Below are 26923 nucleotides of genomic sequence, written 5' to 3' on the forward strand. Positions count from 1 at the left end.
TTGGTAGAAACGCCCCCATGACCACGCTCACCTTCGTCCAGGGCGACATCACCGACCAGTCCGTCGACGCCATCGTCAATGCGGCGAACTCCTCGCTGCTCGGCGGCGGTGGCGTCGACGGCGCCATCCACCGCCGGGGCGGCCCGGAGATTCTTGAGGCCTGCCGGAAACTCCGCGCATCGCACTACGGCAAGGGCCTCGCGACAGGCCAAGCTGTCGCCACAACTGCCGGGAATCTGAACGCCCGTTGGGTCATCCACACCGTCGGCCCGGTCCACAGCGCCATCGAGGACCGCTCCGCCCTCCTCACCTCCTGCTACCGCGAATCCCTCGGTGTCGCCGACCAACTCGGTGCCCGCACCGTCGCGTTCCCCGCGATCTCCGCCGGGATCTACGGCTGGCCGATGGACGACGCCGCCCGCATCGCGGTGCGGACCGTGCGGGAGACCCCCACACAGGTCGAGGAGGTGCGGTTCGTGCTGTTCGACGAGGACGCGTACGACGAGTTCACGGCGTACGCGGCGATCTGATCGTCGTATCCGGACCGCCCCGGTTCATCCTGTCGGGTGACTTGTGCCGCCGAATCGTTTCTTCTGGATTGCGCAGAAACGTTCTACTGCTAGCTTCGGCGCGTTCTTGCTCAAGATCGTCCGACGGAGAGTGCCGGTGCAATCACCCATCTGGACCGAGGAGTTGGGCGTCGAGGAACGGGCGGGAGAGTCGGGTGCCCGCATCGCCGGGGTCGCCTTCACCGCCAGGACCGCCGAGGACATCGCCGTCCGCATCGGTCGCTTCGTCCACCCGGCCACCCGTCTGCTGCTGAGCGCCGATGGCCTCACCACGACCCTGCTGCGGGCCTGGACGGGGGGCGAGGTGGGGGTGCTGCGGGCTACGCAGTGCCGGGTTCCGGCCACCGAAACCCCCTGGGGCGCCGGGGAGTTGCTCGGGGCCGGGGGTGGCGAGAGGGTCGTACGGCACTCCGTGCTCGGCGGGGCCGACGGGAGCGATCTCTCGCGGAACGTGGTGGTGGCCCGGCCCGAGCTGTGCCCGTCCGCCGAACGCTGCCTCGCCGACACCTCGGCGCCGCTCGGGCCCATGCTGCAAGCGGCGGGAACCGGTTATCGGCGTTCTCTGCTGGATGCGGGGCTGCGGTCCTGGGGGCCGTGCGGGGAGCCGGCCGCGTACAAGGCGTACCTCCTGTGGCACGGGGACCTGCCGTTCGCCGTGATCTCCGAGCTGTTCAATCCGGCGGTCGTCCCGGCGGGCCTGCGGTGAGCGCGGGCCGCGTCGCGGTCGTCGGTGCGGGGCCCGCCGGGCTGGTGCTCGCCGCGCTGCTGCACCGGGCCGGGATCGACGTCGAGGTGTGGGAGCGCGGGAGCCGACGGCACGTCGAACAGCGGGCCCGGGCGGGGATGTTGGAGCATCGGGTCGTCGACCTCCTCGCTGCGCACGGTCTCGCCGACCGGCTGCTCAAGGAGGGGGAGCGGCACGGGTGGTGCGACTTCCTGTGCCTCGGTGAACGGACCCGCGTCGACTACGGGGAGCTGTCCGGGGGGTATCAACACTGGGTGTATCCCCAGCAGTTGCTGGTCCGCGACCTCGTCGCGACGCTGGAGGGGATGGGCTGTCCGGTCCATTTCGACGCGCCCGTACGGGAGTTGGACGGTACGGCGCTGCGGCTCGAACGAGGCACCGTGCGCGCCGAGTTCGTGATCGGCTGCGACGGCGTGCACGGCGTCGTCGCCGGGAGTCTGCCCGACTCCTTTGCCCTGCAACGGCGTTACCCCTACGACTGGCTCACCGTCCTCGCCGACATGACCCACCCCGTCGAGGGCGTGCTCTACGCCGTCCACGAGGCCGGGTTCGCGGGGAGGATGCCGCGCGCCGGGAACGTCGCCCGGCTCTATCTCCAGGTCCCCGCCGACGACGACCCTGCCGACTGGCCCGAGGGCCGCGTACGGGAACAGCTCGCGCTCCGGCTCGCCCCCGGCCCCGGGGACTCCGCCCCCGTACGGCTGCGCGAGACCGGCATGCTCCGGATGCGCGGCCGGGTCCGGCGCCGGCTGCGCTCGGGCCCCGTCCTCCTCGCGGGGGACGCCGCGCACCTCCTGACGCCGTCCGGCGCCAAGGGCCTCAACCTCGCGGTCGCCGACGCGGCCGACCTCGCGGACGGGCTGATCCGCCGTATCCACCACGGCGACGACACCGCCCTCGCCGGCTACGAGGCCCGCCGGCTGGCCGCGGCCTGGTGGGCCCAGGACTTCTCCGACCGCCTCCTCGACCTGCTGCACCTCCCGACGGGTTCCCCGTCCGACCGCCGGTTCGCACTGGAACTGCGCCGCGAACGCATCCGCGCGCTGACCAGGCCGGGGCCGTATGCGACGGCGTTCGGCCGGGATTATGCGGGGGCGGCGAGTGTTTCGGAGCGGTGAGCGGTTGTTGGGGGAGGGGGCGGTGGGGGGACTGGTCGGGGGTGGTTCGGTGCGGGTGACGGGGTGACGGGGTGACGGGGTGACGGGGTGACGGGGTGACGGGGTGACGGGGTGGTCGGAGGCGGGCGGGTGGTTCCGTGCGGGTGGTGAGGTGGTGAGGTGGTGAGGTGGTGAGGTGGCGAGGTGGCGAGGTGCCTGCCTCGGCGTACCTGCCCCGGCAGCGTCTCGGCGGCCCCTCTCGCCTGGCGCGAGCCCTGGCCCGCCGACTGCGCCGACACTGCCCGCCTCGGCGTACCTGCCCAGGCGGCGGGGTGGTCGGCGACGTGCCCGCCCTGGCATCGGGGTACCCATCTCGGTGCATCTGCCCAGGCAGCGGCGCCCCCGCCCCGGTGCCGACGGACCTGCCCTGAGCCGGCATACTCGCTCCGGCCTCGGCACACTCGCCGGCACGGCTCTGGCGTACCCGCACCTGCTTCGGCGCACCTGCCGCAGAGCCGGAGCCGCCGCCTCCACACCGCCCCCGCCTCCCCTCCCGCCCCACCACACCCGCGCCACCCCTCCGCCGTACCTGACGGACTCCCGCACTGTGTTCGGAGTCACATTCGCGCCCTTTGTGGTGGTCGTCCCAAGCCCCCGCACCCGGCCCCGTGCCGCCGCAGGAGCCGTCTGCCGCTGCGGTGATGGGTGTTTTCGGGCGGGGGTCTGGGCTTACGGCCGTCGGGGCGGGGGGCTCCGGGGCGCCCCGGGCACTCCCGGGCGGCCAGCGGAAAGCGGTGATACTCGATTTCGGTGTCGCGCTCACATTCCGTCCGGCGCCCCTGTGCGGCGGGGTTAACCCCCGGTGACCGGCGCGGGAGACACCGGCGTAATCAGCACTTCGTACCGTCACTGAGGCTCTCACCAGGCCGATCGTCAGACAGAAGGGGGCGCCCGTGGCAGCCGTGCCGGACCCGCGGACCGACAGCGCGACGAAGGTGCGCACGGTCTGCTCGTACTGCGGTGTCGGCTGCGGCATGGTCCTCGACATCGGGATGGGACCCGACGGACGCCGTACGGTCCTGAAGGCGACCGGCGACAAGGAGCACCCCGCGAACCACGGCCGGCTCTGTACGAAGGGTGCGACGACGGCCGACATGCTCTCCGCGCCGGGCCGCCTCACGACCGCCCTCGTCCGCTCGGACCGGGGCGAGGAACCGCGCCCCACGCCTGTTGTGGAAGCGGTTACTGAAACGGCGCGCCGCCTGCGGGCGATCCTCGACGAGCACGGCCCCGACTCCATCGCCCTGTACGTCTCCGGACAGATGAGCCTGGAGGCCCAGTACCTCGCGAACAAGCTGGTCAAGGGCTACCTGCGGTCCAACCAGATCGAGTCGAACTCCCGCCTGTGCATGGCGAGCGCGGGCACCGGCTACAAGCTGTCGCTCGGCGCCGACGGCCCGCCCGGCTCGTACGACGACTTCGACAGGGCGGACGTCTTCCTGGTCATCGGCTCCAACATGGCCGACTGCCACCCCATCCTGTTCCTGCGGATGCTGGACCGGATCAAGTCCTCCGGCGCGAAACTGATCGTCGTCGACCCGCGCCGCACGGCCACCGCCGAGAAGGCCGACCTGTTCCTCCAGGTCGCCCCGGGCACGGACCTCGCGCTCCTCAACGGCCTGCTACACCTTCTGGTAGAAGGCGGTTACACAGACCCCGACTTCATCGCCGCCAACACCGAGGGCTGGGAGGCGATGCCGGAATTCCTCGCCGACTACCCGCCGCAAACGGTTGCTGAAATCACCGGCATCCCCGAGGCAGACCTCCGCGAGGCCGCCCGCCTGATCGGCGAGGCGGGGGAGTGGACGAGCTGCTGGACGATGGGCCTCAACCAGTCCACGCACGGCACCTGGAACACCAACGCGCTCGTCAACCTGCACCTCGCGACCGGCGCCATCTGCCGCCCCGGCAGCGGCCCGTTCTCCCTCACCGGCCAGCCCAACGCGATGGGCGGACGCGAAATGGGCTACATGGGACCGGGGTTGCCCGGCCAGCGGTCCGTACTCGCCGACGCCGACCGGGAGTTCACCGAGCGCCTGTGGGGCCTGGAACCCGGCACGATCCGCGCCGACGGCGTCGGCAAGGGCACCGTCGAGATGTTCCGCAAGATGGCCGACGGCGAGATCAAGGCGTGCTGGATCATCTGCACCAACCCCGTCGCCTCCGTCGGCAACCGCAGGACCGTCATCGAGGGCCTGGAGGCCGCCGAACTCGTCGTCGTCCAGGACGTGTTCGCGGAGACCGAGACCGCCGCGTACGCCGACGTGATCCTGCCCGGCGCGCTGTGGACCGAGACCGAGGGCGTCCTCATCAACAGCGAGCGCACCCTCACGCTGGCCCGCCCCGCCGTGGACGCGCCCGGCGAGGCCGTCGCCGACTGGCGGCTCATCGCGGACATCGCCTGCGCGATGGGGTACGAGAACGGGTTCACCTACGCGAGTGCGGAGGAGATCTTCGAGGAGATCAAGGGCGCGTACAACCCGGCCACCGGCTACGACCTGCGCGGAGTGACGTACGAGCGGCTGCGCGAGACGCCGGTCCAGTGGCCGGCCGCCCCCGCCGGGCCCGACCGCAACCCGGTCCGGTACGTCCGTCCCGACGGCTCCCTGTCCTTCGCAACTCCCTCCGGGCGCGCGGTCTTTCACGCCCGCCCGCACATGCCGCCCGCCGAGATGCCCGACGACGACTACCCGTTCGTCCTCAACACCGGGCGCTTGCAGCACCAGTGGCACACGCTCACCAAGACGGGGCGCGTCGCGAAGCTCAACAAGCTGAACCCCGGGCCGTTCGTGGAGATCCACCCCAAGGACGCGGAGCAACTCGGGCTGGCCGAGGGGGACTCGGTGGAGGTCGCGTCCCGGCGCGGGCGTGCGGTGCTCCCCGCCGTCGTCACCGACCGGGTGCGGAAGGGGAGTTGCTTCGCGCCGTTCCACTGGAACGACCTCTTCGGGGAGTACCTGAGCGTCAACGCGGTCAGCAGCGACGCCGTGGACCCGCTGTCGTTCCAGCCCGAACTCAAGGTGTGCGCGGTGTCGTTGACGAAGACGGCCACGGCGGTGAGCGTGCGGACGCCGGTCGGAGCGGGGAAGGGGACATCGGCGTCGGGCGGGACGTCAGGGGCACCCGCCCTCACCCCGTCCGCCGTCCTCACCTTGCCCACCGCCCCGCCCGCCCTCTCCGCCTCCCTCTTCGGCCTGGAGCCCACCCCGCCCCCCGTCCTCAGTGAGCGCGAACGGCAGTACCTGCTCGGCTTCCTGGCCGCGATCCCGGCGGGCGGCCCCGGCGTCCCGGTCCTCCCGCCGGACGCGCCCTTCAGCCCCGACCACGCCCTGTGGGTCAACGGCACGCTCGCGGGCCTGTATTCACGCACGTCGGCCCCGACTCCCGTACCCGTACGGCAGGTTGTCATCCTGTGGGCCTCGCAGACCGGCAACGCCGAGGAGTTCGCCGTCGCCACCGCCGACCGCCTCACGCAGGGCGGACACGCCGCCTCCCTCGTCGAGATGGACCAGGCAGACCCGGCGATGCTGCCCTCCGACGCCGATCTCCTCCTGATCACCAGCACGTTCGGCGACGGCGACGCCCCCGACAACGGCGCCGGCTTCTGGGCGGGCCTCACCGCCCCCGACGCCGGACGGCTGGAGGGACGCCGGTACGCGGTCCTCGCCTTCGGCGACTCGTCGTACGACGACTTCTGCGGCCACGGACGCCGACTCGACGACCGTATGGACGAGTTGGGCGCCGTACGCCTCGCGCCGCGCATCGACTGCGAGCCGGACTACGAGACACAGGCGTCGGAGTGGCTGGACCAGGTGCTGGGGGCGCTCACCGGGGCACCCGCAACTCCCGAGCTGCCCAAGGCTGTTGCCCGTCCCCGCCCGAGCCGTCCTGCCTCCGCGACCGGCCGCCTCGTCGGCAACGTCCTGCTGAGCGGGGCCGGTTCGGGCAAGGAGGTCCGCCGCTTCACGTTCGACACGCGCGACAGCGAGGTCCCGCTCGTGTACGAGGCCGGCGACGCACTCGGTGTCCGGCCCCTCAACTCCCCGGCCCTGGTGAAGGAGTGGCTGACCGTCATCGGCGCGGACCCGGACACCCCGGTCGGCGTCGAGGGGGACCAGGTCCCGTTCGACGAGGCCCTGTCCCGGTACCTCGACATCACCCGCGTCACCCCCTCCCTGCTCCGCTTCGCCGCCGAACGCACCCGCGACCCACGGGAGTTGCGCAAGCTGCTGCGCCCCGACAACAAGGACGAACTTGCGAAGTGGTCCTGGGGGCGCCAAGCCGTCGACGTGGCCGCCGAGTTCGAGATCGAGGCGGACGCGCAGGAGTGGGCCGACGTCATGGGACGGCTCCGCCCCCGCCTGTACTCCATATCGTCCAGCCCCCTCACCGACCCTCACCTCGTCTCCCTCACCGTCTCCGTCGTCCGCTACGAGAACCGCGAGGGCCGGACCCGGCAGGGCGTCTGCTCCCCGTTCCTCGCCGACGCCGAACCCGGCACCGAGGTCCCGCTCCACGTCCAGCGCTCCCCCCACTTCCGGCCGCCCGCCGAGTCCGGCGTCCCCGCGATCATGATCGGCCCCGGCACCGGCGTGGCTCCCTTCCTCGGCTTCCTCCACGAACGCCGCGCACGCGGCCACCGCGCCCCCAACTGGCTCTTCTTCGGCGAACAGCGCCGCTCCACCGACTTCTACTACGAGGACGAACTCTCCACCCTCCTCTCGGACGGCACCCTCACCCGCCTCGACACCGCCTTCTCCCGCGACCAGCGCGCCAAGGTCTACGTCCAGGACCGCATGCGCGAACACGGCTCCCAACTCTGGTCCTGGCTCCGCGAAGGCGCCCGCTTCTACGTCTGCGGCGACGCCTCCCGCATGGCCAAGGACGTCGACCGGGCGCTGCGCGACATCGCGATGCTCCACGGCGGCATGACGGACGCGGAATCCGCGACGTACGTGAAGCAACTCGCGGCGGAGAAGCGGTACATGAGGGACGTGTACTGAGTCAGGGCGGGGGCGGTAGCGCGCTCGCCGCTGCTCTGGCTGCCGCTGCGGCTTGTTTCACGTCGTCCGCGTCGCTCTTGCCCAGGGCGAGGATCTTGACCAGGGACAGCAGGGTCGGACCGAAGAACGTGACGGCCAGCCAAGGCTGTTGGTGGGTTCCGAAGTACACGGACGCGCCGAGGGTGGCGAGTGCCACGAGTACGGCGGCGTACGTCCCGATCAGCCGCCGTCGATGGGCTCGCTTCAACTCGGCCTCGTGTGACCGGAGTTGCTCCAACTCGGCGTACTGCCTGGTCCGTTCGGCCTGCATCCGCGCCTCGTGCTCCCGCGCGAGCTGAGGTTCGAGCGCGCTGAGCGCCACCGCCAGGTGTTCCGCGGGGAGTTGGGCCCACTGCGCGGCGATGTCGAGCGCACTCGGCTGCCGGGCGGGCTGGGTCGTCCCGAGTTCCTCAGCCATCGCCGGCTCCTCCGTCTCCCTTGGGGGCGGGGCCGGTTCCGGCGAGGCGCTGGGCTTCGGGCGGGGGTCCCAGAGTGGTGAACAGGTTTTCGAGGCCGGTGGCGAGGGTCTGGGCTGCGGCGGGGGTGTAGGGGGAGGAGGCCAAGTCCAGGAGGTCCGGGGGGACTTCACTCGGGGCGGAGGGTGGTTCCGGGGGGTGGTGGCGTGGTGGTGGTTCGTGGCGGCTGCGCTCGAAGTGGGCGTTCAGGATGCGGGTGTCGCCACGGAGGTAGCGGGAGAGGGCGATGAGGGCGGCGGGGGTCCGGGTGGCGAGATCGAGGGCCGACTTCACGGGCAGGAACGGGAGCCACACCACTCTCCACCAGCGGTACCGCTCGTTCTGCCGGCGCAGCCAGAACACGGAGCCGAAGTCCGGCGTGACGAGCAGGCCGACGAGGAGGGAAGCCCACGCGAGCTGGACGGCGAGCGGCATGGCCGTGGTGGGGCTCAGCAGTCCCGCCAGCAGCACCGCCGTGGACCCGACCAGATCCCGCACCAGGGGGAGGATCAGTGCCAGGCGGGCGGACCAGCGGTTGAGACGACCAGGGACGCGACGCCACTCGCCGGTCCGGTAGATCTGCAACAGCCCGACGTGCCGACGGACACGCCGACGGAACAGGAAGCGCACCTGCACAGCGGCCGTCCCGCTGGTGTCGATCGAGAGACGAGTCTCCTCCCCGTACAGCACCGCACCCGTGGCCCCGTAGCTGAACAGCCGGAGCATCAGCTCCAGTTCCTCGGTGGCACAGTCGTCGTCCCAGCCGCCGAGCAGCCGCAGCAGGTCGGTGCGGACGAAGTAGGCGGCGCTGTGACCCCGCCAGAAGTGCTCGGTGACCCGAACGGGGGACCTGCCCCGGACCTGCACCAGACCGTCGGCCCGGTGGACGATGTCGCAGGTCGCCAAGGCGGGAGGCACGTCCACCGCGAGCCGGACCACATCCGCTCCGGACGCGCGGAAGGCTCCGTCGACACGGTCGATCAGAAAAGGACTCAGGGGATCGTCGACCTCCAGGACCCCGACGACTTCTCCCTTGCAGTGGGGTAGTCCCTCGTTGAGGTCGGCGGCCAGTCTGGGCGGTGAGGAACTCACCGGGATCACCCGGAAACAGTGCGGGGCGATGCTCTCCAAGGTCCGCGCCTGGACGAGCATCGAGTCGTCGTCCGGATGCACGAGCAGCAGGACCTCGAAGTCCCGTGGGCTCCAGTCCGAGAAGGTGGAGAACATCGCGACGAGGATCGGCTCGTTGAACGCGGGCACCAGCAGTGAGTACCGCACTCGCGGCCCCGGCTCCCGCACCTCCGGCAACTCATACACCTCCCGCGCCCGCACCCACTTCGGACGCGGCGCAAACACCAGCACAAGAGGCACCGCAACCAAGAAATACAACCAGGCCGACATCTCCATAAGCCCCCCAAGTCGCCCCATTGTGAACCGCCCCACCCCCTCCGGGCACCCCTTTGCCCAAACCCCCGACACCCCCCGCGTACAGAAACCGCTTCCACAAGATCAAGGACCCGTCAGGACCCCCGTAACCCCCCCATTACCGCACGTAGCGTCACTCTCGCAGGGCCCCACCCGGGCCCCTTCGAGAAAGCCCCCACCATGACCATCCCCACGCTGGACGACGCCCGCACGAAGGACATCATGCGTTTCCGCCTCGCGTCCGGCCCCGACCTCACCACCCGCAACGACCCCTACCTCACCTGGCAGCGGGAACGCGAACAGGCCGACCTGTGGCCGTACTTCCGCCGCTACGACACCGCACTCACCCCGCGCGCGACGGCGGTCTCGGACACCGGCATCACGACCACCGGCCCCAACTTCGGCGGCCAGGACTACCTTTCCCTGACCGGCCACCCGGAGATCCTGGAAGCCGCACACGGCGCACTGCGCAACTACGGCCCCCTGACGGCGGGTTCACCGGCGCTGGGCGGCGCCAACCCGCTGAGCAAGGAACTGGAGTCCGGCCTCGCGGCAGCGCTCCGCACGGACCACGTCATGCTCTTCCCCACCGGCTGGGCGTCGGGCTTCGGCACGATCCGGGCCCTGATGCACAAGAACGACCACATCCTCCTGGACAAGCTCTCCCACGACTCCCTCAGGCAGGGCGCGGCGGCGAGCGGCGCGACGGTCGAGTTCTTCCGGCACCTCGACAACACGGCGGTCCGGCGCCACCTGAGCAAGATCCGCGCCACGGACACCGCGAACGCGGTCCTGGTGGTCACCGAGGGAGTCTTCTCGATGGACTCGGACACCCCGGACCTCAAGGAACTCCTCGACATCTGCCGCGAGTTCGGCGCACAACTCCTCGTGGACGTCGCCCACGACTTCGGCGCGATGGGACCGACAGGGGGCGGCCAGCCGGAGGTTCACGGCATCCTCGGCGAAGTCGACTTCGTGGTGGGCGCGTTCTCCAAGACGTTCGCGACGACGGGCGGCTTCCTGGCGACCAGGTCCGCCTCGGCCCGCGAGTACGTCCGCATGTTCGGCGGCCCCCAGACCTTCTCCAGCGCCATCACCCCCGTGCAGACGGCGGTGGCCCTCGCGGCGCTGAGCGTCGTGACGTCCCCGGAGGGCGCGCGGCGCAGGGCGGCGGTACGGGCCAACTCCGTACGTCTGCGGGAGGGGTTGACGGCGAAGGGGCTGGAGGTGATGGGCGACGTGGTCTGTCCCGTCGTACCCGTCCTGATCGGCGACACCCCCACCGGCCGTACCGCGTCCGGGCTGATCGCGCGGGCGGGGCTGATCGCGCATCTCGTGGAACAGCCCGCCGTGGCGTCGGACGCCGCGAGGTTCCGGCTCCAGGTGATGGCGGAGCACACGGAGCGGGACGTCGACGAGGCGATCGGCATCCTCGACACGTGCATAGGCGAGGCCCGAACCACCGTGGACACGCTGCGAAAGTGATGTTCCGGTCAATCAGAATTGCACAAAGCCTTACAGGGTGATTGCTTCACCTGTACGTGGGACCTAGGGTGTGGCTGGCTCAGGAGTAACCGTTTCACCAGCAGTGCTCCCACATCCGGGCGGCGATCCGCGCGGATACGGGGTGAGTTGACGGATCGTCAGTGAAACGTGCCGCTGTTCGGTTCGGCAACAGCATCCGACAGGAACTGACGTGCCCGGGACGGGGCACGGAGAACCGAGGAAGGTCACGGCCATGCCGCACCCGCACCCGCAACCGCCGCTCCCGACGGACGCCCGGCGGCCGGTCGTCAGTCGCCGCCGGCTCCTGGAGGGCTCCGCCGCCGTCCTGGGAGCGTTCGCGCTCTCCGCCTCCTCGAACGCACAGGCGGTCGGTGCGAAAGCCGGTGAGAACGGGGCGCAAGCGGTTGCACAACCCGAGTGGAACGGCCGTTTCGACGTCTTCCGCATCGGCACCCAGCCCCCGCACACCACCTTGATGCCGTACGACGGCCTCGCCCCGGCGCTGAAAGCCGACCGCACCCGCTCCCCGTACCGCCAAAGCCTCGACGGCAACTGGAAGTTCGCCTACGCGGACCGCCCCGAGGACCGCGACGAGGACTTCCACCGCACCGACCTCGACGACCGGGGCTGGGACACGATCCCGGTCCCCTCGGTCTGGCAGCGGCACGGCTACGACTTCCCGATCTACGTCAACATCACCTACCCCTGGTGGGGCCCCAACGGCCTCGGCGAGAACGCCCAGCCGCCCGCCGCCCCGACCCGCTACAACCCGGTCGGCCAGTACCGCCGCACCTTCACCGTCCCCCGCGACTGGTCGGGACGGCGCACCTTCCTGCACTTCGAGGGCGTCAAGTCCGCGCACTACGTGTGGATCAACGGCCAACTCGTCGGCTACAGCGAGGACTCGTACACCCCCGCCGAGTACGACATCACCCCGCACCTGAGACCGGGCAGCAACCAGATCGCCGTGGAGGTCTACCGCTACTCCGACGGCGACTGGCTGGAGGACCAGGACATGATCCGGCTGAGCGGCATCTTCCGCTCGGTCTACCTGTACTCCACCCCGTCGGTGCACCTGCGCGACTTCAAGCTGGACACGCCGCTGGCAACCGGTTACACAACAGCCGACCTCGCCGTCACCGCGAGCGTCCGCGCCTACGACGACACCAAGGGCACCTACACCGTCGACACGATGCTGTACGACGCCCAGGGCCACCCGGTCTGGCCGCGCCCCCTCAGCCAGCGCGCCGACGTCACGGCCACCGGCGAGGACGTCACCGTGACCGCCTCCCGAGCCGTACCCAAACCGCGCCTGTGGTCGGCGGAGGACCCCTACCTCTACACGGCCGTCCTCCAGCTCCGGAACCCGGCCGGAAAAGTGGTAGAAACCGTTTCCCACCGGGTCGGCCTGCGCGAATTCGCCCTCAAGGACGGGCTGATGCGCATCAACGGCAAGCCGGTCTCCTTCCGGGGCACCAACCGCCACGAGATGCACCCCGAGCGGGGCACCGCGCTCACCCGCGCGGACCTGGTCAAGGACATGCAGATCATCAAGCGGATGAACATCAACTCCGTCCGCACCTCGCACTACCCGAACAACCCGCAGTGGTACGAACTCGCCGACGAGTACGGCCTGTACCTCGTCGACGAGACCAACCTGGAGACCCACGGCATCCGCGACCAGTACCCCGGCGACCACGCCGACTGGTCCGCCGCCTGCGTCGCCCGCGCCCAGAACATGGTCCACCGCGACAAGAACCACGCCTCCGTCGTCATCTGGTCCCTCGGCAACGAGGCAGGCGGCGGGCGGACGTTCGTGAACATGCACGACTGGATCAAGTCCTACGACACGACCCGCGTCGTCCAGTACGAGGGCGACGACCGCCCCGGCATCAGCGACATCCGCTCCGAGATGTACGATTCGCCCGCGCGCGTCGAGGCCCGCGCCAAGGACACCGCCGACACCCGGCCGTACGTGATGATCGAGTACTCCCACTCGATGGGCAACTCCACCGGGAACTTCACCAAGTACTGGGACCTCGTACGCCGCCACGACGTCCTCCAGGGCGGCTGGATCTGGGACTTCGTCGACCAGTCCCTCACCGAGCGCACCCCGGTCCGCCAACTCCTCACGGAGACCGGCCCGTTGAAGCTGCGAGGCGAACTCATGGCGTCCGCCGGGACGTTCGACCGCGAGAAGGGGATCTCCGGCGCCACGGTCTTCCCCCGCGACCCCGGCCTCGACCTCACCGGCTCCCTCACCCTCGAAGCCTGGATCACCCCCCGCGTCACCGGCTACCACCAGCCGATCCTCGCCAAGGGCGACACCCAGTACGCGCTCAAACAGAGCGATGGATCAGTGGAGTTCTTCATCTACGGCGACGGCCAGTGGGTCAGCGCGAGCTGGCCCCTGCCCGCCGACTGGACCGGCCGCGAACACCACGTCGCCGGAGTCTTCGACGCCGACGCGGGCACCGTCACCCTCTACGTCGACGGCGTCTCCCGCGCCACCCGGACGACGACCCGCCGCCCCAGCGTCAACACCGCCCCGCTCGCCCTCGCCAACGACACCGACAACCACACCCGCGAGTTCAGCGGCACCATCCGCCGCGCCCACGTCTACGCCCGCGCCCTCACCGCCACCGAACTCGCCTCCACCACACGGCAGTCGAGCGACGAAGGCGTCCGCTTCTGGTTCGACGCGGCCACGGTCGGCCACACCGGGAAGAAGCCGAAGGAGAAGACGTACTTCGCGTACGGCGGCGACTGGGGCGACTTCCCCAACGACGGCGCCTTCGTCGCGGACGGCATCATCACCGCCGACCGGGGCCACACCGGCAAGGCCGCCGAGGTCAAGCGCGTCTACCAGGAGATCCAGGCGACCTCGGGGGCGAAACCCGGTGAGGTCACCCTTGTCAACGAGTTCCTCTTCACCAACCTCCGTGAGTTCGACGCGAGTTGGACCCTCGTCCGGGACGGCGAGACCGTGCAGAAGGGCAAGCTCGGCCGCGCCCAGCTCGACGTCGCGCCCCTGACCAGCAAGAGCATCACGGTCCCGGTGAAACTCCCCGCGAAACCGGCCCCCGGCGCCGAGTACTTCCTCCAACTCGCCTTCACCCTCAAGGAGTCCACTCCCTGGGCGAAGTCCGGCCACGAGGTCGCCCGCGTCCAGCTCCCGCTCGACGCGGGCAGCCCGGCGGTAACTCCCGTACCGCTCACGGCCGTTGCGGCACTCACCCACACCGAGGACGCCGCGAAGGTCACCGTCACCGGCGAGGACTTCACGGTCGTCGTCGACAAGGCGAGCGGCCTCATCACCTCGTACACCGTCGACGGCAGCCCCCTCCTCGTCTCCGCCGGCACCCCCAACTTCTGGCGGGCGCCCACCGACAACGACAAGGGCAACGGGCAGCACACCCGCAACCAGACCTGGCGCGACGCCGGCGCCCGGCGCGAGGTGAAGAGCGTCACCGTGCGCCGGCTCGCCGACAAGGCCGTCGAGATCAACGTCAGCGGCACCCTGCCGACGACCACGCCGTCGACGTACACAACCGCTTACACCGTCTTCGGCAACGCCGAGATCAAGGTCGACCACACCCTGCACCCGGGCGCGGCGAACCTGCCGTACATCCCGGAGGTGGGCAGCCTGCTGTTCCTGCCCGCGCGGCTCAGCGAGCTGCACTGGTACGGGCGCGGGCCCGAGGAGAACCACTGGGACCGCAACGACGGTACGGACGTGGGGCGTTGGAGCGGGAGCGTCGCCGAGCAGTGGACCTCGTACATCCGGCCGCAGGAGAACGGCAACAAGACCGACGTGCGCTGGGCGGCGCTCACCGACCGGCGCGGGCGCGGGCTGCTGGTGTCCGGTGAACCCCTGCTGGAGATCAACGCCTCGCACCACACGCCCGAGGACCTGTCGGCCGGAGTGCGGCACGACTATCAGCTCACCCCGCGCGCCGAGGTGGTGCTCCGCGTCAACCACCGGCAGATGGGCATCGGCGGCGACAACAGCTGGGGCGCGCACACGCACGACGAGTTCAAGCTCCTCGCCGGCCGCGACTACGCGTACACCTACCGGCTGCGGCCGATCAAGGACGTGACCGACGCGACAGCCGCGTCCCGGCGTCCGACCTCGGCGAAGTAGGAGAATTCCTCACGGAAACGGCCGCCGGAAACTGTTTCCGGCGGCCTTCGTGCACCCTGAGGGAAGAGGAAGTCATGGACGAGCGATTCGACGTCGTCGTGCTCGGAGCGGGCCCCGGCGGGTACGTCGCGGCCGTCCGCGCCGCCCAGCTGGGCAAGAGCGTCGCGGTCGTCGAAGAGAAGTACTGGGGCGGCGTCTGTCTCAACGTCGGCTGCATCCCCACCAAGGCGCTGCTGCGCAACGCCGAACTCGCCCACATCTTCACCCGCGAGGCGAAGACCTTCGGCATCAAGGTCGAGGGCCAGGTCACCTTCGACTACGGCGAGGCGTACGCGCGCAGCCGCCGCGTCGCCGACGGCCGGGTCAAGGGCGTCCACTACCTGATGAAGAAGAACAAGATCACCGAGCTCGACGGCCGGGGCACCTTCCTCGACGCGAACACCCTCCAGGTCACCGGCCGCGACGGAGAAACGAAAGTAATCGGTTTCAGCGACTGCATCATCGCGACCGGCGCCACTCCCCGCCTGCTGCCGGGTACGAAGAAGAGCGAGCGCGTCGTCACCTACGAGGAGCAGATCCTCGCCGACGACCTTCCCCGCTCGATCGTCATCGCGGGAGCCGGCGCCATCGGCATCGAGTTCGCGTACGTCCTGCACAACTACGGCGTGAAGGTCACCGTCGTCGAGTTCCTCGACCGCGTCGCCCCGCTGGAGGACGCCGAGGTCTCCGCCGAACTCGCCAAGCAGTACCGCAAGTTGGGCATCGACGTGCTCACCTCCACCCGCGTCGAGTCCATCGACGAGTCCGGCGAGCAGGTCCGCGTCACCGTCACCGGCAAGGACGGCGCCCAGCAGGTCCTGGAAGCCGACAAGGTTCTCCAGGCCATCGGCTTCGCCCCGAACGTCACCGGCTACGGCCTGGAGGCGACCGGCGTACGGCTCACCGAGCGCGGCGCGATCGACATCGACGGCCACTGCCGTACCTCCGTTCCGCACATCTACGCCATCGGCGACGTCACCGCGAAGCTCATGCTCGCGCACACCGCCGAGGCCATGGGCGTCATCGCCGCCGAGACCCTCGCGGGCGCCGAGACCATGGAGCTCGACTACGCGATGATCCCCCGCGCGACCTACTGCCAGCCCCAGATCGCGAGCTTCGGCTACACCGAGCAGCAAGCCCGTGAAAACGGTTACGACGTGAAGGTCGCCAAGTTCCCCTTCACCGCCAACGGCAAGTCCCACGGCCTCGGCGACACCACCGGATTCGTCAAGCTCATCAGCGACGCCAAGTACGGCGAGCTGCTCGGCGGCCACCTCATCGGACCCGATGTCACCGAACTGCTCCCGGAGCTGACTCTGGCGCAGCAGTGGGACCTCACCGTCCACGAGGTCGCCCGCAACGTGCACGCGCACCCGACGCTGGGCGAGGCGGTGAAGGAAGCGGTGCACGGACTCGCCGGGCACATGATCAACATGTGACGTGCGGAAGTAGGCGCTACTCGGGCTCGGCGGTGTCGCTGAGCCCGAGCCGCAGGTGCTCCACGTGGTACACCGCCTGGTCCAGCAGTTCGGCGACGTGGTGGTCGTGCAGGGCGTAGACCACGGACCGGCCGCGCCGCTCGCCGACCACCAGGCCGAGGTTGCGCAGCAGCCGCAGCTGGTGCGAGCACGCCGACTGCTCCATGCCGACCTCCGCCGCCAACTCCGTGGCGGGCAGCGGGCCTTCGCGCAGCCGGGCCAGGATCAGCAGGCGGGACGGGGTGGAGAGGGCCTGGAGCGTGGTGGCCACCTTCGTGACGTTGTCCGCGTCGAGGCGCACCCGTTCTGCGGTTTCGGTGGTGACGACTCCATGACCCATGAGAGGCATTCTACCTACCACACATGAACGAATGAATGGGTCTTCATGTGTTCCTGTATGGTGGTGCGGGTGTCAGCGACCCTTGCTCCCGCCCGCCCTGCCGCCGCCCCGCGCCGCCGCACCCGGCTGCTCGCCCTGCCCGAGGTGCGGTGGGCTCTTGCAGCAACCGTTTTCTTCGCGTTTGCTCTCGCCGTCGACCTCGGCGGCGGACCGGGCTGGCTGTACGGGTTTCTGTATGCGGTTTCCTACGTCTCTGGCGGATGGGAACCCGCGCTGGAAGGCCTGCGCGCACTGCGGGAGAAGACCCTCGACGTCGACCTGCTGATGATCGTCGCGGCCATCGGCGCCGCCTCCATCGGACAGGTCCTCGACGGCGCGCTCCTCATCGTCATCTTCGCGACCTCCGGGGCGCTCGAAGCGCTCGCCACCGCGCGGACCGCCGACTCCGTCCGAGGGCTCCTCGACCTCGCGCCGGAGACCGCGACACGAGTCACCGACGCGGGCGAGTCCGTCGTCCCCGCCGCCGAACTCGCCGTCGGCGACGTCCTGTTGGTCCGGCCCGGCGAGCGGATCGCCGGGGACGGCAGGGTCGTGGACGGGGTCAGCGAGGTCGACCAGGCGACTGTCACGGGGGAGTCCCTGCCGGTCGTGAAGCGGGCCGACGACGAGGTGTACGCCGGGACCCTCAACGGCACCGGCGCGCTGCGCGTCCGCGTCGAACGCGATCCCGCCGACTCCGTCATCGCCCGCATCGTCGGGCTCGTCGAGGAGGCGTCACGCACCAAGGCGCCCACCCAGGTGCTGATCGAGAAGGTCGAGCAGCGGTACGCCGTCGGGGTCGTCGTCGCGACGCTCGCGGTGTTCGGGGTGCCGCTCGCGTTCGGGGCGGACCTCACGAGCGCACTGCTGCGGGCCATGACGTTCATGATCGTGGCCTCGCCCTGCGCGGTCGTGCTCGCGACCATGCCGCCGTTGCTGTCGGCCGTCGCCAACGCCGGGCGGCACGGCGTCCTCGTCAAGTCCGCTGTGGCGATGGAGCAGTTGGGCGCCGTGGAGGTCGTCGCGCTCGACAAGACGGGGACGCTGACCGAGGGGGTGCCGGAGGTGAGCGGGGTGCGGGCGCTCGCCGGGTCGGGGCTGGACGAGGACGGCGTGCTCGCGTTGGCGGCTGCGGCCGAGTACGCGAGTGAGCATCCGCTGGGGCGGGCGATCGTGGTGGAGGCCAGGGCGCGGGGCGTCGAGGCGGCTCGGGCGGAGGGGTTCGTGGCCCGGCCCGGGTGGGGGGTCGAGGCTGTGGTGGAGGGGAGGGCGGTGGCTGTGGGGAGGGTACCTGCGGGGTACGGGGGTGGCGTGGCTGTCGGGCGGGAGGCCGAGGGGGAGGCCGGTTCAGCGGTGGTCCGGCGGGGATCGGGAGGCGGTGCGGACGGGAGCCGTACGGCCGTTGCCGAGCCCGTCGTCCGGCCCGCACGGCAACACGGGTCCGCACCGCAACACGGTGAAAACGGTTGCACAACCGCCCTCGTCACCCGCGACGGCATCCCCGTCGGCGCCCTCGACCTCACCGACCGGCTCCGCCCCGAGGCCCCCGCCGCCGTCGCAGCGCTGACCGCGCTCACCGGATCCGCGCCCGTCCTGCTCACGGGGGACCAGCCGGAGGCCGCCGCCCGCGTGGCAGAGGTGGCCGGCATCACGGACGTACGGGCCGGACTCCTCCCCGAGGAGAAGGTTTCCGCAGTACAGGGGCTGGGCAGGCGCGTCCTCTTCGTCGGCGACGGCGTCAACGACGCGCCCGCCCTCGCCGTCGCCCACGCGGGTATCGCCATGGGCCACGCCGGCTCGGACCTCGCGCTGGAGACCGCCGACGCCGTCCTGGTCCACGACGACCTCACCGCCGTACCGGCAGCCGTACGCCTCTCCCGCACGGCCCGCCGCCTGGTCCGGCAGAACCTCGTGATCGCGGGGGTGTTCATCACGGGGCTGGTGCTGTGGGACCTGGTCGGACACCTGCCGCTGCCGCTGGGCGTGGCCGGGCACGAGGGGTCGACCGTGCTGGTGGGCCTGAACGGATTGAGGCTGCTGCGGGAGTCGGCCTGGCGGGGGTGAAAGAGGGGGAGCGGCGCTGATCGGGCGGGGCCGGGCGAGGCGAGTGGCTTGCCCGGCATGTGCCGGACGGCAGGGGGCTGTGCGTACCGGCCGACACCTCTCCAGCACGCGGCCCCGGCCCGCGCCTTCCACACCGACCACCTCCCCGACCCTCCCCTGAGCCGCCGCCCTCGATCCGCACACCGGCCCGCCCGCACTGGCCCGTCCCGTCCCGTCCCGACCCGTCCCGTCCCGGCCTGGCCCGTCCCGGCCTGGCCCGTCCCGGCCTGGCCCGTCCCGCTCCGTTCCGACCTGGCCCGTCCCGGCCTGGCCCGTCCCGCCCCGTCCCGGCCTGGCCCGCCTGCCCCGTACGGTGGGAGACTCGCAAACGGCGCCTCACCCCCCTCTCCCCGTTGGCACGGCGGGAGACCCGTGAACGGCGAGCCCGCCCCCGCCTGACCCGGACGGTGGGAGAGCCGCAATCGGAGGGCCCGTCCCTGCCTGCCCCGTACGGCGGGAGACCCGCAACCGGCGAGCTTGCCCCTGCCTCCCCCTCCGGACGGCGGGTGAGCCGCAACCGGCGAGCTCGCCCCGCCTGACCGGCATGGCGGGCGGGCCGTGAATGGCGGGTCCGTCCCGGCCTGTTCCGTATGGCGGGTGGGTCGCGTACGGCGGAGAGTGGGGTGCCGGGGGTGCGGCGCAGCCCGTCGCTTACGAAGACAGCAGCGCACGGCTCGGTCTACCCCACCGGCCAACACCGTCCGCGACGGGCTCGCCGCACCCCCGGCACCCCCGACCCACCCACACACCCCCGCGCCCCACGCCACGCCACAGCCACCCCGCACGCACACCCCTCACCCCACGTCCATGTCGCATTCCCGCCAGCCGAACCCCCCGCCTGCCCGCATGCTGGACTCATGCAGAACGGGATGCACACCGACCGGGACCGCTGCGTGCGGGCCGTGCAGTCGAAGGACGCGCGGTTCGACGGGTGGTTCTTCACGGCGGTCCACACGACCGGGATCTACTGTCGGCCGAGCTGCCCGGCCGTGCCGCCGAAGCCGCGGAACATGACCTTCTACCCGAGCGCGGCGGCGTGCCAGCAGGCCGGGTTCCGGGCGTGCAAGCGGTGCCGCCCGGACACGAGCCCCGGCTCGCCGGAGTGGAACCACCGAGCCGACGCCGTGGCCCGCGCGATGCGGCTGATCGCAGACGGCGTCGTCGACCGCGACGGCGTCACCGGCCTGGCCACCCGCCTCGGCTACAGCACCCGCCAGGTCGAACGCCAACTCCTCGCCGAACTCGGCGCGGGCCCCCTCGCGTTGGCGAGGGCACAGCGCGCGCAGACCGCACGGATCCTCATCGAGACCAGTGAACTCCCCATGGCGGACGTGGCGTTCGCGGCCGGCTTCTCCTCGATCCGGACGTTCAACGACACCGTCCGCGAGGTCTTCGCGCTCGCGCCCACCGAACTCCGGTCCCGCGCACCGAAGTCGGCGAAGGGAACCCCCGGCGCGCTCCAGCTCCGGCTGCCGTTCCGCGCCCCCCTCAACCCCGACAACCTCTTCGGCCACCTCGCGGCAACGGCCGTACCAGGCGTGGAGGAATGGCGGGACGGCGCCTTCCGCCGCACCTTGCGGCTGCCGTACGGCCACGGCATCGTCGCCCTCACCCCGCGGCCCGACCACATCGCGTGCCGCCTCACCCTCAGCGACCTGCGGGACCTGACCGTCGCGACGAGCCGCTGCCGCCGCATGCTCGACCTCGACGCCGATCCGGTCGCCGTGGACGACCAGTTGCGCACCGACCCGGTCCTCGCGCCGCTCGTCGACAAGGCCCCGGGCCGCCGTGTACCCCGCACCGTCGACGAGGCCGAGTTCGCGGTCCGCGCGGTCCTGGGACAGCAGGTCTCGACGGCGGCGGCCCGCACCCACGCCGCGCGCCTGGTCACCGCGTACGGCGATCCCGTGGACGACCCCGAGGGCGGCCTCACGCACCTCTTCCCGACGCCCGAGGCGCTGGCCGGCCTCGACCCCGAGACCCTCGCGATGCCCCGTACGCGGCGTACGACGTTCACCACCCTGGTCGCCCAACTCGCTGACGGAACGCTCCACTTGGGCCCCGAGAGCGACTGGTCCGAGACCCGCGCCCGCCTGCTCGAACTTCCCGGCTTCGGGCCCTGGACCGTCGACGTCATCGCCATGCGCGCCCTGGGCGACCCCGACGCGTTCCTCCCCACCGACCTCGGAGTCCGCCGCGCCGCCCAGGAGTTGGGGCTGCCCGCGACCCCGGCCGCCCTCACGGCCCGCGCCGCCGCCTGGCGCCCCTGGCGCGCGTACGCCGTCCAGTACCTGTGGGCGACCGACGATCACCCCATCAACTTCCTGCCCGCGTAAGGATGTTCACGTGAAGCACCACAAGGTCATCGACAGCCCCTACGGCCCCCTCACGCTCGTCGCCGACGACGGCGTCCTGTGCGGCCTCTACATGACCGACCAGCGCCACCGTCCGCCGGAGGAGAGCTTCGGCCCGCGCGACGACACGTTGTTCGCCGAACCGGAAGCGCAACTGGAGGCCTATTTCCAGGGCGAGTTGAAGGAATTCACCCTGGAACTGGCCCTGAACGGAACGGAGTTCCAGAAGTCGGTCTGGTCCCAGCTCCAGGCCATCCCCTACGGCGAGACCCGCACCTACGGCCAACTCGCCGACGCCCTCGGCAACTCGGGCGCCTCCCGGGCCGTCGGCCTCGCGAACGGCAAGAACCCCCTCGGCATCATCGTCCCCTGCCACCGCGTCATCGGCTCCACCGGCAGCCTCACCGGCTACGGCGGCGGCCTGGACCGCAAGCGCCGCCTCCTGGACTTCGAACGGGGGACGGCTCTTTTCTGATCACCCCAACTCTCGCAGCAGGCGCGGCAATGCCGTTCCGATCGGCTCGCGAACCACCTCGGCCGCGACCTCGTCGTACGGGGTCTCCTCCGCGTTGACGACGATCAGGCGGGCGCCGTTCTCGGTGGCGATGCCGGCCAGGGCGGCGGCGGGGTGGACCTTGAGGGAGGTGCCGACGGCGTAGAAGACCTGGCAGGCCTTGGTGATGGCCAGGGCATCCGCGAGGACTTCGGGGTTCAGGTGTTCGCCGAACATGACCGTCGCCGACTTGAGGATGCCGCCGCAGTTCAGGCACGGTGGGTCGTCCTCGCCCGCGTCCAGGCGGGCCAGGGCGTCCTCCATCGGGCCTCGCGCGCCGCACTGCGTGCACACGAACTGCCGTGCCGTGCCGTGGAGTTCGAGGACCTTGCGGGCAGGGAGGCCGGCGAGCTGGTGGAGGCCGTCCACGTTCTGCGTGAGCACCCGGACCGGTGCGCCCGACCGCTCCAGCTCCACGATCGCCCGGTGCGCGGCGTTCGGCTCGGCCCGCAGCGCCTCGCTCTGCCGCCGCATCCGCCAGGAACGCCGGCGGATCTCCGGATCGCCCATGTAGTACTCGTAGGTCACGAGCTTCTCGGCGTCCGGGTCCTTGCGCCACAGTCCGTTCGGCCCGCGGTAGTCGGGGATTCCGGAGTCCGTGCTGATACCGGCGCCGGTGAGGATGGCGACGAGGGGCTTGGTCATGGGCCGAGCGTAAGTGCCGCGAACGGGACGGGCGAACGGATATCCGACTCCCCGGCCCCGGTGATAGCGTCACGCCATGGCAAAGGTCTCCGTCTCCCTCGACGCGGAACTCGTCGTCGAGGCCATGGTGTTGGCCGGGGTCGGCAACCCACAGGACGCCGTCGAACTGGTCCTGCGCGACTACATCCAACGCGGCCACCGCACAGAGGCCCGCGTCGTGGAACGGGACGAGGTCCTACGGGAGATCGACGCGAAACCGCGTACGGAACAGGGCTGAGCCGGGGCGCGTACGACACACCATCGAGACGCGGGACGGCCACCAACTTCGCACTGTGTTGGGCGGGTTGAGGTGCGGGGCCGCCGCTCAGCACAGGCCGTGCGAGCTGGGCCGGGGTGCGACTGCGCCCCCAACTCCCCACCACCCAGCCCGAATCCCACCCCGTTCAGGACACCGCAACCCCGTTCTCCAACTCCACCGTCCCCGCCCCCTCCGCCAGCACGTCCAGCGCCGCCAGCACCCGCAACCCCAGCGTCCCGGGCAGCCGCGCAGCGAGATCCTCGCGTGGGACCAGTTGCCAGGACAGCAACTCCTCCTCCTGGAGCCGGATCGACTTGAGGTCGTCCGCGTCGAGGACGCCGCCGTCGTACACGTACGCCACGATCGGCGGCCGAGCCGGACCGTGCACCCAGTCGACCGCGAGGAGCCGCCCCAGCGGACGGTCGAGGCCGATCTCCTCCAGGGTCTCGCGACGGGCACCCTGGCGAGGCGTCTCGCCGGTGTCCGACTCGATGGTGCCGCCCGGAAGCGCCCACCCCTCACGGTAGTTGGGCTCGACGAGCAGCACCCGCCCCTCGGCGTCACGGAAGAGCGCGGCGGCGCCGGCGAGGATACGGGGCAGGGAGGCGATGTACGCGGCATAGTCGGAGGTGCTCATCCCCGCAGGGTATCCAGGCGCGACCGCCACCGCCGAACTGCTGTGAGGGCACGCCGAGTTCACGCCCTCCGGAGTCATACAACCACCCTTGGCGCGCCCCGCGCCCCCTGTCACGCCCTGCCCCCTTGTCCAGCCCACCCGTTCCCCCTCCACAGCCACCCCCATCCAGGCCCCGGACAAGGCATGACGCCACCCCCCTTCGCCGGTTAAGGTCACTCCGGCGTGACCGGCCCCCACGCGCGGGGACCCCGGAATGCACCGGCGATGGGAGACAAGTGGCGGAGGCACGGCGCGTCCTCGTGGCGGCGGACAAGTTCAAGGGCTCGCTGACGGCCGTAGAGGTCGCCGAACGAGTCACGGCGGGCCTGCGCAAGGCCGTCCCCGGCGTCGAGGTCGAGGCGCTGCCGGTGGCGGACGGCGGCGACGGCACGGTAGCGGCAGCGCTCGCGGCCGGCTTCGACCGCCACGACGTACGCGTAGCGGGCCCCCTCGGTCACGAGATCACCGCCGCGTTCGCCCTGCGCGGCGACACCGCCGTCGTCGAGATGGCCGAGGCCAGCGGCCTGCACCGGCTTCCGCGCGGCACCTTCGCCCCCCTCGCCGCGTCCACGTACGGCTCCGGCGAACTCCTGCGCGCAGCGCTCGACGCGGGCGCCCGCACGATCGTCTTCGGCGTCGGCGGCAGCGCCTCCACGGACGGCGGCGCGGGCATGCTCTCCGCGCTCGGCGCCCGCTTCCTCGACGCGGACGGCGAGCCCGTGGCCCCCGGCGGAGGCGGCCTCGCGGACCTCGCCCGCGCCGACCTGACCGACATGGACGCCCGCCTGAAAACCGTCGACCTGATCCTCGCCAGCGACGTCGACAACCCGCTCACCGGCCCGACCGGCGCCCCCGCCGTCTACGGCCCGCAGAAGGGCGCCTCCCCGGACGACGTCACCGCCCTCGACGCCGCCCTCGCCCACTACGCGAAGGTCCTGGAGACCGCCGTGGGCCCGAAGGCCGCCGAACACGCGCTCGCACCCGGCGCCGGAGCGGCCGGCGGCATCGGCTACGGCGCGCTGCTGCTCGGCGCCCGCTTCCGCCCCGGCATCGAGATCATGCTCGACGTCCTCGGCTTCGCCCCCGCCCTGGCCCGCGCCGACCTCGTCATCACCGGCGAGGGCTCCCTCGACACCCAGACCCTGCACGGCAAGGCCCCGGCGGGCGTCGCCGCAGCGGCCCGTGCTGCCGGCAAGGACGTCATCGCCGTCTGCGGACGCCTCGCCCTGACCCCGGAGGCCCTCGCGGGAGCCGGCATCCGCCGCGCGTACCCCCTCACCGAGATCGAGCCGGACGTCGCGCGGTGCATCGCGGAGGCGGGCCCGATCCTGGAGAAGGTGGCGGAACGGATCGGCCGGGACCTGCTGGCCTGAGAACGAGACACGGGCCGACGAGAAGACCGTACGACCGTCGGCTTGTACGACAACACAACCAGCAAACCCCACGCCCACCCCACCCCATCCCTCACTCTCACCTCCTACGCCCGCCCACCCCCGATCCCATCCAGCTCCACCACCGCCTCCTTCGGCAACTCCACCTCCACCGCCGCGAGATTCTCCCGCAGATGCCCGAGCGACGACGTCCCCGGAATCACCGCAATAGCCGGAGACCGCCCCAACAGCCAAGCCAGAGCCACCTGTTGGGGAGACGCCTGCAACCGCCCCGCCACATCCGTCAGCACCTGGGACTGAATCGGCGAGAACCCGCCCAGCGGAAAGTACGGCACATACGCGATCCCCTCGGCCGCACACCGCTCGACCAGCGCGTCGTCCTCCTGATGCGCCAGGTTGTAGTGATTCTGCACGGTCACCACAGGCGCGATCGCCTGAGCCTCACTGAGCTGCGCGGACGTGACCGTGCTCAACCCGAGATGCCGGATCAGCCCCTGCTCGCGCAGCTCGGCGAGGGCGGAGAACGCCTCCCCGATCGACGCGTCGTCCGGCCCGTCCACGGTCCCCGCCCGCAGATTGACGGCGTCCAGCGCCTCCACCCCGAGGTGCTCCAGGTTCTCGTGGACCTGCGCGCGCAGGTCGTCCGGGTCGAGGCCCGGGTGCCAGGACCCGTCGGGCCCGCGCCGGCACCCCACCTTCGTGACGATGCGCAGCTCCCGAGGGTAGGGGTGCAGGGCTTTGCGGATCAGCTCGTTGACGACGGTAGGGCCGTAGAAGTCGGCGGTGTCGATGTGTGTGACCCCCGCGTCGACGACGGCCCGCAGGACGGCGATCACCGTGCGGGGGTCCTTCGGTGGACCGAAGACACCGGGCCCGGCGAGCTGCATCGCGCCGTATCCCATACGGGTCAGGGTCAGTCCGTCGGCGGGGGTGAGCGTGCCTGCGAGCATGTCGGGCCACCTTTTGCTGAGAACGGTTACTACGGCAGAGCGTGCGCCGGTCGCCGGGCCGGTGGTTACGCCCCGCTGTTCCTGGGGGTCGCAGGACCAGGCACCGGCCCGCCGCCCCGCCGTACGGTGAACGCATGGACGACGCAAACGCTCTCGGTGAGTTTCTGAAGGCCCGGCGAGCGCTGGTGCGGCCGGAGGACGTGGGGTTGCCGCGCGGCGGCCTCAGGCGGGTGCCGGGGCTGCGCCGCGAGGAGGTCGCGCTCCTCGCGGGGATCAGCGCGGACTACTACCTGCGCCTGGAGCAGGGCCGCGACCGCAACCCGTCGGCGCAGGTGCTGGAAGCGGTTGCTCGCACGCTCCGGCTCGACGTCGCCGCCACCGCGTACCTGCTGGGCCTGACCCGGCCGCGTACGAGGGCCGGGAGGTGGCCGGCGAGCGAGCGGGTCCCGGACGGCCTGCGGGAGCTGATCGACGGCTGGGACCGCAACCCGGCGTACGTCCAGAACGGGCTGACCGACGTCCTCGCCGCGAACGCGTTGGCCGCCGCGCTGTCCCCGAAGTACCGTCCCGGCGGCAACCTGCTGCGCACGCTCTTCCTCGACCCGGCGGAGCGCGAGCGCTGCCCGGACTGGGAGCGGCTCACCGAGCAGGCCGTGGCCATGGTGCGGCCCAGGACGGACGCCGGCGATCCCCGGCTCGCCGCTCTGGCCGACGAGCTGTCGCGGCGCAGCGAGCGGTTCCGCGCACTGTGGGCACGGCACGACATCAGCCGCCGGATGGACCGTACGGTCCGCATCCTCCACCCCGAGGTCGGCCACCTGGAACTCGTCAAGCACAAGATGGCGCTCGACGGCGACGAGGGACTCATGGTGGTCGTCATGCACGCTCCGCCCGGCAGCCGCGCCGCCGAGCTGCTCGACATCCTCGGCAGCCTCAGCGCGCCCGCGCCCCAGGAACGCTGAAGGGCCCGGAACCGATCGGTTCCGGGCCCTTCAGCGTCGTACGGAAAACGAC

General features: G+C 71.3%; 19 protein-coding genes. 13 read left to right on the forward strand and 6 right to left on the reverse strand.

What is annotated here, in order from left to right; genetic code table 11:
- Positions 1 to 17 precede the first annotated feature (17 nt).
- The 4 genes from J8M50_RS38320 to J8M50_RS38335 all read left to right on the forward strand — a co-directional run bounded on the left by J8M50_RS38320 (position 18) and on the right by J8M50_RS38335 (position 7474).
- Positions 18 to 530, forward strand: a complete 513-nt coding sequence (locus J8M50_RS38320; RefSeq protein ID WP_010355062.1) for an O-acetyl-ADP-ribose deacetylase — start codon at positions 18 to 20, stop codon at positions 528 to 530.
- Positions 531 to 666: 136 nt separating this feature from the next.
- Complete coding sequence (locus J8M50_RS49855) at positions 667 to 1275, forward strand: hypothetical protein (RefSeq protein ID WP_010355063.1); 609 nt, start codon at positions 667 to 669, stop codon at positions 1273 to 1275.
- The gene (locus J8M50_RS38330; RefSeq protein ID WP_010355064.1) at positions 1272 to 2432 is read left to right on the forward strand and encodes an FAD-dependent monooxygenase; all 1161 of its coding nucleotides are present in this window, start codon (positions 1272 to 1274) and stop codon (positions 2430 to 2432) included. The genes J8M50_RS49855 and J8M50_RS38330 overlap by 4 nt, the downstream gene beginning before the upstream one ends.
- Positions 2433 to 3445: 1013 nt before the next feature.
- Positions 3446 to 7474 carry a bifunctional nitrate reductase/sulfite reductase flavoprotein subunit alpha gene (locus J8M50_RS38335; RefSeq protein ID WP_233450261.1) on the forward strand — a complete coding sequence of 1343 codons (4029 nt, stop codon included), beginning with the start codon at positions 3446 to 3448 and terminating at the stop codon, positions 7472 to 7474.
- Position 7475: 1 nt separating this feature from the next.
- Here the strand turns inward: J8M50_RS38335 and J8M50_RS38340 are convergent, their stop codons facing one another.
- Positions 7476 to 7931: a hypothetical protein gene (locus J8M50_RS38340; protein ID WP_010355066.1), complete on the reverse strand. Its 456-nt coding sequence runs from the start codon at positions 7929 to 7931 to the stop codon at positions 7476 to 7478.
- Positions 7924 to 9228, reverse strand: a complete 1305-nt coding sequence (locus J8M50_RS38345) for a glycosyltransferase family 2 protein (RefSeq protein ID WP_158002805.1) — start codon at positions 9226 to 9228, stop codon at positions 7924 to 7926. Before J8M50_RS38345 ends, J8M50_RS38340 begins: the two co-directional genes overlap by 8 nt.
- Positions 9229 to 9573: 345 nt before the next feature.
- Here J8M50_RS38345 and J8M50_RS38350 point away from each other — a divergent pair, with 345 nt between their 5' ends.
- From J8M50_RS38350 to lpdA, 3 genes are all read left to right on the forward strand, one after another.
- Entirely contained in the window at positions 9574 to 10878 is a 1305-nt protein-coding gene (locus J8M50_RS38350; protein WP_010355068.1) for an aminotransferase class I/II-fold pyridoxal phosphate-dependent enzyme, read from the forward strand.
- A 253-nt stretch (positions 10879 to 11131) separates the two neighbouring features.
- Positions 11132 to 15043 (forward strand): glycoside hydrolase family 2 TIM barrel-domain containing protein, encoded by a 3912-nt coding sequence (locus J8M50_RS38355; RefSeq protein ID WP_010355069.1) that lies wholly within the window; start codon positions 11132 to 11134, stop codon positions 15041 to 15043.
- A gap of 74 nt (positions 15044 to 15117) precedes the next feature.
- Entirely contained in the window at positions 15118 to 16521 is a 1404-nt protein-coding gene (gene lpdA / locus J8M50_RS38360) for a dihydrolipoyl dehydrogenase (protein WP_010355070.1), read from the forward strand.
- A 16-nt stretch (positions 16522 to 16537) separates the two neighbouring features.
- On the opposite strand, the gene J8M50_RS38365 is transcribed toward lpdA, so the two are convergent.
- The gene (locus tag J8M50_RS38365) at positions 16538 to 16900 is read right to left on the reverse strand and encodes an ArsR/SmtB family transcription factor (protein WP_010355071.1); all 363 of its coding nucleotides are present in this window, start codon (positions 16898 to 16900) and stop codon (positions 16538 to 16540) included.
- Between the two features lie 57 nt (positions 16901 to 16957).
- On the opposite strand from J8M50_RS38365, the gene J8M50_RS38370 reads away from it, so the two are divergent.
- From J8M50_RS38370 to J8M50_RS38380, 3 genes are all read left to right on the forward strand, one after another.
- Positions 16958 to 19003: a heavy metal translocating P-type ATPase gene (locus J8M50_RS38370; protein ID WP_010355072.1), complete on the forward strand. Its 2046-nt coding sequence runs from the start codon at positions 16958 to 16960 to the stop codon at positions 19001 to 19003.
- Positions 19004 to 19911: 908 nt separating this feature from the next.
- Positions 19912 to 21378, forward strand: a complete 1467-nt coding sequence (locus tag J8M50_RS38375; RefSeq protein ID WP_010355073.1) for an AlkA N-terminal domain-containing protein — start codon at positions 19912 to 19914, stop codon at positions 21376 to 21378.
- 10 nt (positions 21379 to 21388) lie between these two features.
- Positions 21389 to 21871 (forward strand): methylated-DNA--[protein]-cysteine S-methyltransferase, encoded by a 483-nt coding sequence (locus tag J8M50_RS38380; RefSeq protein WP_010355074.1) that lies wholly within the window; start codon positions 21389 to 21391, stop codon positions 21869 to 21871.
- Here J8M50_RS38380 and J8M50_RS38385 read toward each other — a convergent pair whose 3' ends face one another.
- Positions 21872 to 22594 (reverse strand): SIR2 family NAD-dependent protein deacylase, encoded by a 723-nt coding sequence (locus tag J8M50_RS38385; RefSeq protein ID WP_010355075.1) that lies wholly within the window; start codon positions 22592 to 22594, stop codon positions 21872 to 21874. It lies immediately after the preceding gene.
- A 76-nt stretch (positions 22595 to 22670) separates the two neighbouring features.
- On the opposite strand from J8M50_RS38385, the gene J8M50_RS38390 reads away from it, so the two are divergent.
- On the forward strand, positions 22671 to 22871 hold the full coding sequence (locus tag J8M50_RS38390; RefSeq protein WP_010355076.1) for a type II toxin-antitoxin system VapB family antitoxin: 201 nt from the start codon (positions 22671 to 22673) through the stop codon (positions 22869 to 22871).
- Positions 22872 to 23037: 166 nt separating this feature from the next.
- Here the strand turns inward: J8M50_RS38390 and J8M50_RS38395 are convergent, their stop codons facing one another.
- The gene (locus tag J8M50_RS38395; RefSeq protein ID WP_010355077.1) at positions 23038 to 23529 is read right to left on the reverse strand and encodes an NUDIX domain-containing protein; all 492 of its coding nucleotides are present in this window, start codon (positions 23527 to 23529) and stop codon (positions 23038 to 23040) included.
- Positions 23530 to 23804: 275 nt separating this feature from the next.
- Between J8M50_RS38395 and J8M50_RS38400 the strand changes: the two genes are divergently transcribed.
- Positions 23805 to 24941, forward strand: coding sequence for a glycerate kinase (locus J8M50_RS38400; RefSeq protein WP_010355078.1), 1137 nt, complete (start codon positions 23805 to 23807; stop codon positions 24939 to 24941).
- A gap of 104 nt (positions 24942 to 25045) precedes the next feature.
- Here J8M50_RS38400 and J8M50_RS38405 read toward each other — a convergent pair whose 3' ends face one another.
- Complete coding sequence (locus J8M50_RS38405; RefSeq protein ID WP_010355079.1) at positions 25046 to 25909, reverse strand: oxidoreductase; 864 nt, start codon at positions 25907 to 25909, stop codon at positions 25046 to 25048.
- A gap of 134 nt (positions 25910 to 26043) precedes the next feature.
- On the opposite strand from J8M50_RS38405, the gene J8M50_RS38410 reads away from it, so the two are divergent.
- Entirely contained in the window at positions 26044 to 26871 is an 828-nt protein-coding gene (locus J8M50_RS38410) for a helix-turn-helix domain-containing protein (protein WP_010355081.1), read from the forward strand.
- The last annotated feature ends 52 nt before the right edge of the window (positions 26872 to 26923 follow it).

The sequence above is a fragment of the Streptomyces acidiscabies genome (assembly GCF_020010905.1).
GTDB lineage: Bacteria > Actinomycetota > Actinomycetes > Streptomycetales > Streptomycetaceae > Streptomyces > Streptomyces acidiscabies.